The 12,685-nt window shown below is 70.9% G+C and carries 13 protein-coding genes; 8 read left to right on the forward strand and 5 right to left on the reverse strand.

Annotated elements, in window-relative coordinates:
* Positions 1 to 31 precede the first annotated feature (31 nt).
* From PC39_RS11015 to PC39_RS11025, 3 genes are all read left to right on the forward strand, one after another.
* Positions 32 to 1,993, forward strand: coding sequence for a CocE/NonD family hydrolase (locus PC39_RS11015; RefSeq protein WP_502950877.1), 1,962 nt, complete (start codon positions 32 to 34; stop codon positions 1,991 to 1,993).
* Positions 1,994 to 2,064: 71 nt separating this feature from the next.
* A complete protein-coding gene (locus PC39_RS11020) occupies positions 2,065 to 2,769 on the forward strand; it encodes an SIMPL domain-containing protein (protein ID WP_353253443.1) in 705 nt (234 codons plus the stop codon).
* A 40-nt stretch (positions 2,770 to 2,809) separates the two neighbouring features.
* Entirely contained in the window at positions 2,810 to 3,733 is a 924-nt protein-coding gene (locus PC39_RS11025) for an alpha/beta hydrolase (RefSeq protein WP_353253444.1), read from the forward strand.
* Here the strand turns inward: PC39_RS11025 and rssA are convergent.
* Positions 3,718 to 4,632: a patatin-like phospholipase RssA gene (gene rssA / locus PC39_RS11030; RefSeq protein WP_353253445.1), complete on the reverse strand. Its 915-nt coding sequence runs from the start codon at positions 4,630 to 4,632 to the stop codon at positions 3,718 to 3,720. The two genes, PC39_RS11025 and rssA, sit on opposite strands and share 16 nt — an antisense overlap.
* Before the next feature lie 68 nt (positions 4,633 to 4,700).
* Positions 4,701 to 6,032, reverse strand: a complete 1,332-nt coding sequence (locus PC39_RS11035; protein WP_353253446.1) for an MATE family efflux transporter — start codon at positions 6,030 to 6,032, stop codon at positions 4,701 to 4,703.
* Between the two features lie 69 nt (positions 6,033 to 6,101).
* On the opposite strand from PC39_RS11035, the gene PC39_RS11040 reads away from it, so the two are divergent.
* Entirely contained in the window at positions 6,102 to 7,646 is a 1,545-nt protein-coding gene (locus PC39_RS11040; RefSeq protein WP_353253447.1) for a Ppx/GppA phosphatase family protein, read from the forward strand.
* A 21-nt stretch (positions 7,647 to 7,667) separates the two neighbouring features.
* Here the strand turns inward: PC39_RS11040 and PC39_RS11045 are convergent, their stop codons facing one another.
* Positions 7,668 to 9,251 (reverse strand): peptide chain release factor 3, encoded by a 1,584-nt coding sequence (locus PC39_RS11045; protein ID WP_353253448.1) that lies wholly within the window; start codon positions 9,249 to 9,251, stop codon positions 7,668 to 7,670.
* Positions 9,252 to 9,470: 219 nt separating this feature from the next.
* Between PC39_RS11045 and PC39_RS11050 the strand changes: the two genes are divergently transcribed.
* Positions 9,471 to 9,977 carry a Dps family protein gene (locus PC39_RS11050; RefSeq protein ID WP_353253449.1) on the forward strand — a complete coding sequence of 169 codons (507 nt, stop codon included), beginning with the start codon at positions 9,471 to 9,473 and terminating at the stop codon, positions 9,975 to 9,977.
* Positions 9,978 to 10,068: 91 nt separating this feature from the next.
* Here PC39_RS11050 and PC39_RS11055 read toward each other — a convergent pair whose 3' ends face one another.
* Positions 10,069 to 10,797 (reverse strand): hypothetical protein, encoded by a 729-nt coding sequence (locus tag PC39_RS11055; protein WP_353253450.1) that lies wholly within the window; start codon positions 10,795 to 10,797, stop codon positions 10,069 to 10,071.
* 46 nt (positions 10,798 to 10,843) lie between these two features.
* Positions 10,844 to 11,116: an acylphosphatase gene (locus PC39_RS11060; RefSeq protein ID WP_353253451.1), complete on the reverse strand. Its 273-nt coding sequence runs from the start codon at positions 11,114 to 11,116 to the stop codon at positions 10,844 to 10,846.
* A gap of 149 nt (positions 11,117 to 11,265) precedes the next feature.
* Between PC39_RS11060 and PC39_RS11065 the strand changes: the two genes are divergently transcribed.
* The 3 genes from PC39_RS11065 (at position 11,266) to PC39_RS11075 (ending at position 12,679) form a co-directional block, all read left to right on the forward strand.
* The gene (locus PC39_RS11065; RefSeq protein ID WP_353253452.1) at positions 11,266 to 11,841 is read left to right on the forward strand and encodes a hypothetical protein; all 576 of its coding nucleotides are present in this window, start codon (positions 11,266 to 11,268) and stop codon (positions 11,839 to 11,841) included.
* A 90-nt stretch (positions 11,842 to 11,931) separates the two neighbouring features.
* Positions 11,932 to 12,276 carry a c-type cytochrome gene (locus tag PC39_RS11070; RefSeq protein WP_353253453.1) on the forward strand — a complete coding sequence of 115 codons (345 nt, stop codon included), beginning with the start codon at positions 11,932 to 11,934 and terminating at the stop codon, positions 12,274 to 12,276.
* Between the two features lie 16 nt (positions 12,277 to 12,292).
* A complete protein-coding gene (locus tag PC39_RS11075; protein WP_353253454.1) occupies positions 12,293 to 12,679 on the forward strand; it encodes a c-type cytochrome in 387 nt (128 codons plus the stop codon).
* Positions 12,680 to 12,685: the final 6 nt, after the last annotated feature.

The raw sequence follows: 12,685 nt of genomic DNA on the forward strand, positions 1-12,685 counted from the left end.
CGTGCGTCGGGTCGAGAACCTCTGGATCCCGATGCCGGACGGGACGCGGCTGGCGGCGCGCGCTTGGCTGCCGGAGGGGGCCGGGGACGCCCCGGTGCCCGCGATCCTCGAGTACATCCCCTACCGCAAGCGGGATTTCACGCGGCTGCGCGACGATGCCATGCACGCCTATTTCGCCGGGCATGGCTACGCCTGCCTGCGGGTGGACCTGCGCGGCAGCGGGGATTCCGAGGGCCTGCTTACCGACGAGTACCTGCCGCAGGAGCTGGACGACGGCGAGGCGGTGCTGGATTGGATCGCGGCCCAGGATTGGTGCGACGGCCGCGTGGGCATGATCGGCATCTCCTGGGGCGGTTTCAACGGTCTGCAGCTCGCAGCCCGGCGCCCGGCGCCGCTCAAGGCCGTGATCACGGCCTGCTCCACGGACGACCGCTACACCGACGATGTCCATTACATGGGCGGTTGCCTGCTGGCCGACAACCTGTCCTGGGCCTCGACCATGTACAGCCACACTGCCCTGCCGCCGGACCCGGCGCTCGCCGGCCAGCGCTGGCGCCGCGATTGGCACGAGCGGATGGCGCGCAGCGGCTTCTGGCTGGAGCAATGGCTGGGCCATCAGCGCCGCGACGACTACTGGCGGCACGGGTCCGTCAACGAGGATTACGATGCCGTCCAGGTGCCGGTCATGGCCGTCTCGGGCTGGGCCGACGGCTATTCCAACGCCGTGTTCCGCCTGCTGGAGAACCTGCGGGTGCCGCGTATGGGCCTGATCGGGCCCTGGGGTCACAAGTACCCGCACGAGGGTCGCCCCGGCCCGGCCATCGATTTCCTGGGCGAGGCCCTGCGCTGGTGGGACCGCTGGCTGAAGGACATCGAGACCGGCGTCGAGGCCGAGCCCATGCTGCGCGCCTGGATGCAGGAGTCGGCGCCCCCGGACACCAACCTGCGGGTGCGCGCCGGACGTTGGGTCGGCGAGCCCGGCTGGCCGTCCGCCAATGTCGAGCACCGCGTCCATCCCCTGCGCCGGGGCCGGGTCGGCGGTCCCGGCAGCCCGGAGGGCAGCGGCGAACTGCCGATCCAGTCGCCGTTGTCGGTGGGGCTGTTCGCGGGACGCTGGTGCTCGTTCACGGCGACCCCGGACCTGCCGCACGACCAGCGCGAGGAGGACGGCGGCTCGCTGGTGTTCGACAGCGAGCCGCTGACCGGGCCGGTCGAGATCCTGGGCGCGCCGGAGGTGCGGCTGCGGATCGCATCGGACCGCCCGGTGGCCATGGTGGCGGTTCGTCTGTCGGACATCGCCGAGAACGAGGAGGCGACGCGAGTCACCTACGGCCTGCTCAACCTGACCCACCGCGACGGTCACGCCGAGCCCGAGTCGCTGGCGCCCGGTCGTTTCCACGATGTGCGTGTGCAACTCAACGACATCGCCCAGCAGTTTCCGGCCGGGCATCGCATCCGGGTCTCGGTGTCGACCTCCTACTGGCCGGTGGTGTGGCCGGCGCCGGCGCCGCCGCGGCTGACCGTGGACGCCGCCGGCAGCGATCTGGTGCTGCCCGTGCGCCGCGGCCGCGAGGCGGATGAGGCCCTGCGCCAGCCCGGCCCGCCGCGGGCGGCGCCGGTCTCCGAGACCACGCTGCTGCAACCACGCGACTACGCCTGGAACGTCCACCGGGACCTGGCCGCAGACCGCGCCACCCTGGAGGTCAAGAAGGACGAGGGCGCCTTCACCATCGACGACATCGACCTGGCGATGCGGATCGCCACCAGCGAGTGGTACAGCCATACCGGCAACGACTACGACAGCGTGCGCGGCGAGACCGAGTCCGTGCGCGGCCTGTCGCGGGATGACTGGTCGGTGACCGTGCGCACACGCACCGTGCTGACATCCGACGCCACCCACTTCCATTTACGCGCGGAGATGGACGGTTACGAGGGCGACCGGCGGGTCCACTCGCACAACATCGAGCGTTCGCTGCCCCGCGATCACATGTGAATGTCCGCGGTGTCCCCCGCGCCGCGTCGGTCGGTTATGCTGTGCGCATTGCGGGTCACGGGACGACGCACATGCCGAACAGCAATCTATCCGCGACGCTCCTGGGCGGACTGATCGCCGTGGGCCTGGCGGCGGCGGGCTATTTCGTGGCCGACGCCGCGCAGGCGATCCGGGCCAGCGAGCGCGTGGTCGAGGTCAAGGGACTGGCCGAGCGCGAGGTGCCGGCCGACCTGGTGCTGTGGTCGTTGAGCTACGGCGCGACCGCCGACGACCTCTCGGTGCTCAACCAGCGTCTCGCCGCGGATACCGAATCGGTGCGCGACTTTCTCCGCGAGCGCGGCTTCGAGGACGCCGAGATCAGCCGCGGCGAGCCCAATATCACGGACCGGCACGCCGGCTACGGCGAGCCCCGCGGCGAGCGTTACCAGGCGCAGGCCGTGATCCTGGTGCGCACGGACAAGGTGGACCGCGTGAAGGCGGCCCAGCAGGAGACCCAGTCGCTGGTCGCCGAGGGCGTGACTCTCAACCGCAACTACGAATACCCGACCGAATACCTGTTCACCCGGCTCAACGAGATCAAGCCGGAAATGATCGCGGAAGCCACGCGCTCCGCGCGCGAGGCGGCGCAGCAGTTCGCCGAGGACTCGGGCAGCGAGGTCGGCGGCATCCGCCGGGCCCGCCAGGGTTATTTCTCGATCGAGGACCGGGACCGGCTGTCGCCGCACATCAAGCGCGTGCGCGTGGTGACCACCGTGGAATATCACTTGATCGACTGACCGGCGCCGCCGCGGGCGGCGGCCGGCAGGGGGAGCAAGCATGGCGGAAGGCGCAGTCCGCTCGCCGGTTCGCCGGCAACTGTTTCGTTCGATGGCCCGCGGGCTGATCCGGCCCGCGCTGCACCCGCGATTCTCGGTCGCCGCCCAGCGGCGCTGGATCGCGGCGCTGACCGGCACCGTGCCGCCGCCGCGCGGCATCCAGCGTTACAGCGTGCGCATGGGCGGCGTGCCGGCCGAGCGCCTCGACTACCGCGACGGTGGCGACATGGCGTTGTTGTTCCTGCACGGCGGCGGCTATGTCTTCGGCTCGCCGCGCACCCACCGCAGCATCAGCGGCACCCTCGCACGGGAGGCCGGTGCCACCGTGTTCGCCCCGGACTACCGTCTGGCCCCCGAGTATTCCTGCCCGGCCGCGGTGGAGGACGCCATGGCCGCCTATCGCTGGCTGCTGGACACGGGTTGGCCGCCGGCGCGGATCGCGGTGGCGGGCGACTCCGCCGGCGGCGGCCTGGCCCTGGCGGCGATGGTGGCCCTGCGCGACGAGGGCGCGGCGATGCCGGCGGCGCTCGGCCTGATCTCGCCCTGGGTCGACCTGACCTTGGCGGGCGAGAGCATGCGCGAGCGGGCCGATGCCGATCCCATGCTGCAGCGGGCCTGGCTGGCCCAGGCCGCGCGGCTGTACGCCGGGCCCCGCGGCACCGAGGACAGTTTCTGCTCGCCCCTGTTCGCGGATCTCGGCTGGCTGCCGCCGCTGTTCATCCAGGTCGGCAGCGACGAGATCCTGTACAGCGATGCCGAGCGGTTGGCCGAGCGGGTGCGGCTGGCCGGCGGCGAGGCCGAACTCCACGTCTTCGAGGATCTCTGGCACGACTTTCACCTGCACGCGGGCCTGCTGCCCGAGGCCGACGCCGCCCTGGCCGAGTTGGCCGGGCAATTGCGGTCGGCCTGTCAGTCCGCGGGCTGATCCGCCGGTCTATCGCCAAGCCAGGCGTGGATGATATCCGCGTGCTCCTCGACCAGCCGGCGGCCCTCGGCGATGGCCTCGTCCGCGCGGTGGAAGTCCAGGAACGCCAAATCGGGCAGTAGCGGCGCCAGGGTGATCTCCGGCGGATCGCCGGCCATGCGGCTGCGGGTGATGCGGTCCTGCATGATGTTGACGCTGGCGGTGATCACGTCGAACAGGCCCGGCTCGTCGTCGTTCGAGGACAGGTGGGTCAGCATCTTCCGCCAGAAGCCGGCCTCCCCCTCGGCGTTGGCCTCGTGCGCGATCTGGCGCCGGCCGGAGGACGACATGCGCGTGCCCACCAGCTTGGCGTTCAAATTCACCGCGATCACCACGTCCGCGCCCAGGGCGCGGGCGGCCGAGACCGGCACCGGGTTCACCAGACCGCCGTCCAGCATCCAGCGTTCGCCGAACTTCACCGGGGAAAACAGGCCCGGCAGCGCACAGGAGGCGCGCGCCGCCGGCAGTATCGGGCCCCGGGTCAGCCAGGATTCGCGGCCGGTGTGCATATCGGTGGCGACGCTCACGTAGCGTTGGTCCAGCGACTCGATGTCGGGGTTGCGGTAGCCGTCCTGGAAGAAGCCGAACAGCTTCTCGCCCTTGACCATGCCGCCGGAGAAGCCCAGGTCCATCAGGTTGAACACGTCGCGCACCGTCAGGCGCCGGACCCAGTCCGCGAACGCGTCGAGCTGGCCGGAGACGTATACCGCGCCGACCAGGGCGCCGATCGAGGTGCCGGCGATCACCTTCGGACGCACGCCCATGTCCTCCAGTGCCTGGATCACGCCGATGTGGGTCCAGCCCCGCGCCGAGCCGCTGCCCAGCGCCAGCCCCAGTGCCGGTTCCTTGCCGTGTTTCATCCGGTGCCGTTCCGTCCCGGTTGTTCGGGTCACCATGATGCCGTTTTTCCGGGCCGCCGTGGAGCCGCTCAGACGCTGATCGCGCGCCAGCCCCGCCGTTCCCACAGGAGCGCGAAGACCACGGTCTGGAGCAGGCGATAGCCCATGAAGGCCACCCAGATCGGCAGGAGGCCCAACCCCCACTGCGTGCCCATGAGCCAGGCCAGGGGCAGGAACAAGACCCATTGCATCCCCAGGGCCACGACCATGACCGCGCCGGTGGCGCCCGCGCCCAGGAGGGCATGCATCAGGATCAGGCCGACGCCGTCGAGGGCGATGCCGGCGCCCACGATCCGCAGCGGCAGGCGGGCGAGATCGCTCAGGGCCGGGTCGTGCAGGAAGCCGGCCAGGATCAGGTCCGGCAGCAGCAGCATGGGCAGGCCCAGCATTACCAGCATCGCCGCGCCCACGCGCGCCACGTCCCAGCCCCAGCGGTGGGCGTCGTCGGCCTCGCCGCGGCCGAGGGCCTGACCCACCAGCGTGGTCGCGGCCAGGCCCAGGCCGATGGCCGGCAGCACCGCCACCAGGGTGAGGTTGATCAGGACGTTGGCCGCCGCGGTCTCGTCGGTGCCCACGCGCGCCAGAATCCAGAACAGGGCCGTCAGCCCGGCGGCGAACAGCAGTTGCTGCGCCGACGAGGGCAGGCCCAGGCGGAGCTGGCGCAGGAGCTGCCGGGGTCCAGGCCAGCGCCGCAGGAAGCCGGCGTCCGCCGCCTCGCGGCGCGCCAGGGCGATATAGATGGCGGTGCCCAGCACGGTGCTGGCCGCGGTGCCGATGCCGGCGCCGAGGGTGCCCAGCGCGGGCGCGCCCAGGGCGCCGAAGATCAGGACGTAGCTGATGGCGACGTTGGCGGTGTGCATCAGCAGCAGGGTGTAGAGGTACAGGCGCGGCTTGTCCACGGCGTTCCAGAAGCCGCGGAAGGCGAAGTTCATGCCCACGGCGGCGACCGCCGCCAGCCGCGCCTGGAAGTAGGGCGTGCCCGCCGCGACCACGGCCGGATCGGGGCTCAGGTGGGCGAACAGCGCCGGCGCGGCCGTCCACAGCAGCAGCGTGATCGGCAGTCCCAGGACCAGGGCCAGCAGGAGGCCGCCGTTCAGGGGCGCGGCGGTCTCCTCGTGGCGGCCCTCGCCGTGGCGCCGGGCGGCGGTGGCCTGGACCGCGGTGGCCAGCCCGATCACCACCGCCACCGACATGAAGCTGAGGAAACTGCCCAGACCCACGCCCGCCAGCGCCGGTGCGCCTAGGGCGCCGACCATGGCGGTATCGATCAGGTTGAGCAGGTTCTGCGAGGTCATGCCGCCGATGATCGGCAGCGACAGGCCCAGGATCCGTCGGGTGCGCGCGCGTTCCGGCAGCAGCATCGGCGGACTATAGCAGCCGCCGCCGGGCCTGTGCCCCGCCGCGCTTTTGGTTAGACTCGGGGCCATGCGATGGAACGAGCCGCCGGTCACGCCGCGATGAGCGCCAACCCCAGGGCCGCCGCCGACACCGCCCATATGGTCGCGGCGGTCGATCTCGGCTCCAACAGCTTCCACATGATCGTCGCCCGCAGCGCCGGCCGCGAGCTGCACATCGTCGATCGCCTCAAGGAGTCGGTGCGCCTGGCCGCGGGCCTGGACGAGCGCCGGCGGCTGACGCCGGAAGCGCGCGACCGCGCCCTCGACACCCTCGCCCGGTTCGGCCAGCGCCTGCGCCACCTGCCGCCGGGCCGGGTGCGGGCGGTGGGCACCAATACCCTGCGGCGGGCGCGCGGCGTCGGCGATTTCCTGGGCGACGCCGAGGCCGCGCTAGGGCACCCGATCGAGATCATCTACGGCGCCGAGGAGGCGCGGCTGATCTACGGCGGCGTGGCCCAGGATCTGGGCGTGGAGCGGCCGCGGCGGCTGGTGGCGGACATCGGCGGCGGCTCCACCGAGCTGATCGTCGGCGAGCTGGCCACCCCCGAGCTGATGGAGAGCGTCTCGCTCGGGGCGGTCACCCACAGCCAGCGCTATTTCGCCGGCGGCTATATCGACAAGTCATCCTGGCGGGCGGCGATCCTGGACGCGCGCGTGCGGCTGGAGCCGCTGGCGCGCGAGTACCGGCGCGCCGGCTGGGATGTGGCGGTCGGGGCCTCGGGCAGCATCAAGGCCGTGCAGAAGGTCGCCCAGGAGGCCGGCTGGGCGGCCCAGGCGGTTACGCGCGATGCCTTGGAACGCATCGGCAAGGCCCTGGTCAAGGCGGGGCATATCGATCGCGTGAAGCTGTCCGGCCTGTCCGACGATCGACGGCCGATCTTTCCCGGCGGCACGGCGGTGTTGGCCGCGATCTTCGAGAGCCTGGGCGTCGAGGCCATGGAGGTCTCGGACAAGGCCCTGCGCGAAGGCTTGCTGCTGGACCTGCTGGGCCGGCTGGAGGATCACGACGTGCGCGCCGACAGCGTGGCGGCCGCGGCCGCCCGCTACGGTGTCGACCGTGCCCACGCAGAGCGGGTCGCGGCCACAGCGGGCCGCCTGTTCGCGCAGGTGCCGGGTTGGGCCGGGGCGCCGACGGCGGCGCCGCGGATGCTGGACTGGGCGGCGCGGCTGCACGAGATCGGCCTGGCGATCGCGCACAAGGGTTATCACAAGCACGGCGAATATATCGTGCGCCAGGCCGACCTGCAGGGGTTCTCGCAGACCGAGCAATTGGTGCTGGCGATCCTGCTGCGGCTGCATCGGGGCAAGTTCCGCACCGACATCGCCGGCGATCTGCCCAAGCCGCAGCGGGTGCCGGTGCTGCGGCTGGCGATCCTGCTGCGGCTGGCGGTGCTGCTGCACCGGGGACGCGATCCCGAGGGGGCGCCCCCCGTGCACCTGGAGACCGACGGCGACCGCCTGCGCCTGTCCTTCGATCCGGGGTGGCTGGCGGCGCACCCGCTGACCTACGCCGACCTGTTGCGCGAGGCGGAGGCGCTGGGACAGGCGGGCTACGAGTTGGTGATCCGTGATCCGTGATTGGTGATTCGCGGGCGGGCGCTAGATTTGCTCCCGCACGTTGCGGAATACGATGTCCGGCCAGCGCTCCTGGGTCAGGTCCAGCTTGGCGCGCGAGGGCGCCAGATAGACCAGGGCATCGCCGTGGTCGCGGGCCACGCCCGGTTCGTTGCGTTCGCTGAAACGCTTGAGCTCGCGCGGGTCGTCGGCGTAGACCCAGCGGGCCGTGTACACCTGCACCGCCTCGAAGCCGGCGTCCACCCCGTACTCGTTCTTCAGCCGTTCGGCGACCACGTCGAACTGGAGCACGCCCACCGCGCCCAGGATCACGTCGTTGTTGGCAACCGGCCGGAATACCTGGGTGGCGCCCTCCTCGCACAGTTGGTTCAGGCCCTTGTTCAGGGCCTTGGCCTTGAGCGGGTCGCGCAGCACCACCCGCCGGAACAGCTCCGGCGCGAAGTTGGGGATGCCGGTGAAGCGTAGCTCCTCGCCCTCGGAGAAGCAGTCGCCGATGGCGATGGTGCCGTGGTTGTGGATGCCGATGATGTCGCCGGGCCAGGCATCCTCGGCGGCCTCGCGGCGGTTGGCCATGAAGGTGATGGCGTCGCCGATGCGCATGTCCTTGCCGCTGCGCAGGTGACGCAGCTTCATGCCCTTGGTGTAGCGGCCCGAGCACAGGCGCATGAAGGCCACCCGGTCGCGGTGCTGCGGGTCCATGTTCGCCTGGATCTTGAACACGAAGCCGGTGGTGGCCTCCTCGCCGGGTTCCACGGTCCGCGACTCGGTCTCACGCGGCAGCGGCGGCGGCGCCCATTCCACGAAATCGTCGAGCAGGGCCTGCACGCCGAAGTTATTGATCGCGGAGCCGAAGAACACCGGCGTCTGGCGTCCGGCGAGATATTCGTCGGGATCGAAGCCGTGGCCGGCCGCGCGGATCAGTTCGATCTCCTCGCGCAGCGCCGGCAGGTCCTGGCCGGCGATCTCGGCGAGCTTGGGATCGTCCAGGCCTTCCAGGGTGACGGTCTTGCCGCCGCCCTCGTTGTCCTCGCCCTCGTAGAGATGGACCTTGTCCTCGGGCAGGTGATAGACGCCCTTGAAGTGCTGGCCCATGCCGATCGGCCAGGTGATCGGCGCGCAGGCGATGCCGAGCACGTCCTCCACCTCGTCCAGCAGCTCCAGCGGCGGCCGGCCCTCGCGATCCAGCTTGTTCACGAAGGTGAAGATGGGCGTGTCGCGCAGGCGGCAGACCTCCATCAGCTTGATGGTGCGCGGCTCCACGCCCTTGGCGGCATCGATCACCATCAGCGCCGAGTCCACCGCGGTGAGGGTGCGGTAGGTGTCTTCCGAGAAGTCCTCGTGGCCCGGCGTGTCCAGCAGGTTGACGATGCGATCCCGGTACGGGAACTGCATCACCGAAGTGGTCACCGAGATGCCCCGGCTCTGCTCCATCTTCATCCAGTCCGAGGTGGCGTGGCGCGCGGCCTTGCGGCCCTTGACCGTGCCCGCGAGCTGGATCGCGCCGCCGAACAGCAACAGCTTCTCGGTGAGCGTGGTCTTGCCCGCGTCGGGGTGCGAGATGATGGCGAAGGTGCGGCGCTTGGCGGCCTGCTGGGCTGGCGAGGACATCGGTCTGCGTTTCGGTCGGATGTGGTGCGGCGAGGCGGCGGCGCGAGCGTCCGGGCCCCGCGCGTGGGCCGCGCAATCTTACGGCCTGTGGCGGATTCTGTATAGCGCCGTCATAGCTTTGGTCTATGGAATGGTTTTAAACAATCAATTTTGAATTCGCCCGGGCGGCCCCATCTTGATCTTCCGGGCAATGGTTCAAACGACGCAGGAGGTTCCGCCATGGCCGCCGAGATGCATGCCGCCACCGACCAGCAGGTGTTCGTGGACATCGGTATCCCCGAGGACACCCGCCGCGAGATCGCCGGCGGCCTGAGCCGCCTGCTGGCGGACGAGTACACCCTGTACCTCAAGACCCACAACTTCCACTGGAACGTGAAGGGGCCGCAGTTCAAGGCCCTGCACGACCTGTTCGAGACCCAGTACCGGGATCTCGCCACGGCGGTTGACGACATCGCCGAGCGTATCCGCGCCCTGGGCTTCTACGCGCCGGGCTCCTACCGACAGTTCGCGGACCTGACTTCGATCGAGGAGGAGACCGGTCACCCCGAGGCGGACGACATGATCCGTCAGCTCGTCACCGGCCAGGAAACCGTCGTGCGCACCGCGCGCGAGGTGCTCGGCCCGGCGAGCGACGCCGCCGACGAGCCGACCGTGGACCTGCTCACCGAGCGCATGCGTACCCACGAGAAGAACGCCTGGATGCTGCGCAGCATGCTCGGCGACTGAACGACAGCGACCCCCGGGCCCGCGGGGGCGGCCCGACGTTGCCCCTCACTCCCTCTTGCCCCCGATCCTCGGCCGGATAGATCTCCCCCGCCTATCCGGCCGTTTTCTGTGCGGTCGCGCGCAGGCGGCGCCAGGCCGAGAGGGCGTACAGGAACAGGAACACCCCGAGCATCAGCTCCTTGACCTCGCCGAGCTGCGGATCCAGCGGAATCGGCTCGCCCCAGAGCGCTTCCTGGAGTTTCTCGGGAACGGTCGCCAAGCCGGCGAGCAGGCCGGCCGGCACGCACACGTGGGTGGGCAGCAACCAGTACCAGCGGCCCGCCGGATCCAGCGCGCGGCCGCGGGCACGCCGCCACAGCGGCAGGATGCCGCCGGCGATCAGCGCGCCCAGGGTCAGCAGGTTGCGCGGGAGCTGGTCGAGCAGGCCGCCGATGCCGCTGTTGGTGTTGTGCAGGTTGGTCTCGCTCTGCTCGTTGAAGCCCTGCCAGGTCTCGGGCGTGACCCAGCCGAACCAGTGCTGGCCCCAGCTCGCCTCCTCGCCGCCGAAGTACAGGCAGCCCAGGGCCAGCAGCCCGAACCAGAGCGCCAGCCGCTTGTCGCCCAGCCGCAGGAAGCCGCGCGCGGTCAGGGCCGCCAGCACCAGGGCGATGGCCACGAAGACCACGGTGCCTTCCTCGGTCACGCCCAGCTCGCTGACGAACCAGCGGTTGTACACGGCGTAGTCCAGCAGCATCGCCGCCGGATAGTGCATCAGGTACAGCAGCAGCGGCAGGGCGAGCCAGAGCCAGGCGGTCGGCTCGCGGCGGACGGCGTCGTTCATGGGCGTCTCGTTGTCGTGGGACGAACGCGCCATTCTACGGCGCGTGTTACCGGATCGTGAACTCGGGTGGCGCCGTGGCGTCCGGGGCGGGCCCGCACTCGACACCGGTCACGCGCGCGGCCTCCGGGCCTTCCCAGAGCCAGGCCTGGAAGTCGTCCAGGGCCGCCGGCGGGCCGCAGGCCAGACCCTCGACGCGGCCGTCCGGACGGTTGGCGACCCAGCCCGTGAGCCCCAATTCGACGGCGCGCGCCCGGGCGCTGGCGCGGAAGAACACACCCTGCACGCGGCCGCTGACCAGGAAATGCCGGCATTCGCTCATGGCGGTTATAATCCGATGCGGGTTTTCCGAGATGCCTCCGGCCCAATCCTATGTCCATTCTGCGGCGTGTCCAAAACGGTGTCCGGCGCCTTGCTCCCGGCCGGCGTTCCCCCGCCCCCGGCGGCGAGCCGCGGCGCGCGGCGCTGCGCTTGACCCTGCCCAATCCCTTCGGCGGCGATCCCTGGGCCCGGATGGAAGTGGCGCTCACCGAAAGCGGCGACGGCGAAAGCCTGCATCTGCAGGGGTTCGTCGACGGCTGCCTGCGGGTGCCCGCCGCCGATGCGCCGGCCCTGCCGCGCGCCGGCGGCGGTGGCGGCCTGGTGGCGCGCTCGCGCGCCGCGGCCTCGGGTCTCGCGCGCCGCGGCTTCGACGGGCTGCCGCGCCGCGCCCTGGCACCGTTGCTCGATCGGCGAGTGCGCACCTGGGTGGATGTGCGTACCTCGGAACGGCCGCTGGCGGCGGGCGCGCGTGCGCTCATGCCCGAGCGCCTGCGCGAACTCTACGGCGCGGAGTTGGCGCGCGCGCCGGCCGGGCTGCCCCGGGTCGGGACCTGGTCCGCGGCCCTGGACGGGCCGCGTCGCGGCGTGGCGAGCCTGACGCTCTTGCAGGTCGACGGCGATGCCTTGCCGGGCGGGGATGCCGCGCGTCCCTATGCCTTGCACGCGAGCGTGGCCACCGTGGTCGAGGACGGTCTGGAGCGGCCCGCCGGCGGGCCGCGGAATTGACTCGCGGGGGGATTTCCAAGAGCATATGCGCGCCGAGATTTTGCATTTCCGCGCCGCATTCCCGGCGTCGGTCAGCACCGGAGAGATTGGATGAAGCATTTCTGGCGAACGGGGCTGCTCGCCTTCGCCGCGGTGGGCTGCTACGCGACGGGCGCGGCGGCGCAGAGCGGGGTCGACGGCGATCCGGCGGCCGGCCGGGTCAAGGCCAGCACCTGCATGGGGTGCCATGGCGTGCCGAACTACAGCAATGTGTACCCGACGTACCACGTGCCCAAGCTGGGCGGGCAGTCGGCCGGGTATATCGTGTCCGCCCTCAAGGCATACAAATCCGGCGAACGCTCGCATCCGACGATGCAGGGTCAGGCCACGAGCCTGAGCGATCAGGATATCCGCGACATCGCCGCGTTCCTGGCGCAGGCGCCGGAAGACAACTAGCCGAGGGGCCGCCGACATGCCGATTCTCCGACTCACCACCACGCTTTTCCTGACGGCCGTCCTGGGGGCCGGTGCCGCCCAGGCCGCCGATAGCGGCCGCGGTCACGGCGGCGACGCCGCCGAGGCCAAGCCCGACCGCGCCTGGCTGGAACAGAAGCTCAAGACCTGCGCGAGCTGTCACGGACCCAACGGCGCCCAGCCGATCGCGCCGAACTATCCGATCATCGCGGGCCAGCACAAGAGCTACCTGGTGTACAGCCTCGAGGGCTATCGCGACGGCAAGCGCAACAACGCGATCATGGCCGGCCAGGCCCAGGGCCTGAGCGATGCCCAGATCCAGGCGCTGGCGGACTACTTCTCCCGCCAGGAATCGCCCCTGCACACGCCTTCGCTCCAGCGGTAGACTGAG

The sequence above is a fragment of the Salinisphaera sp. PC39 genome (assembly GCF_040361335.1).
Classification (GTDB): domain Bacteria; phylum Pseudomonadota; class Gammaproteobacteria; order Nevskiales; family Salinisphaeraceae; genus APNM01.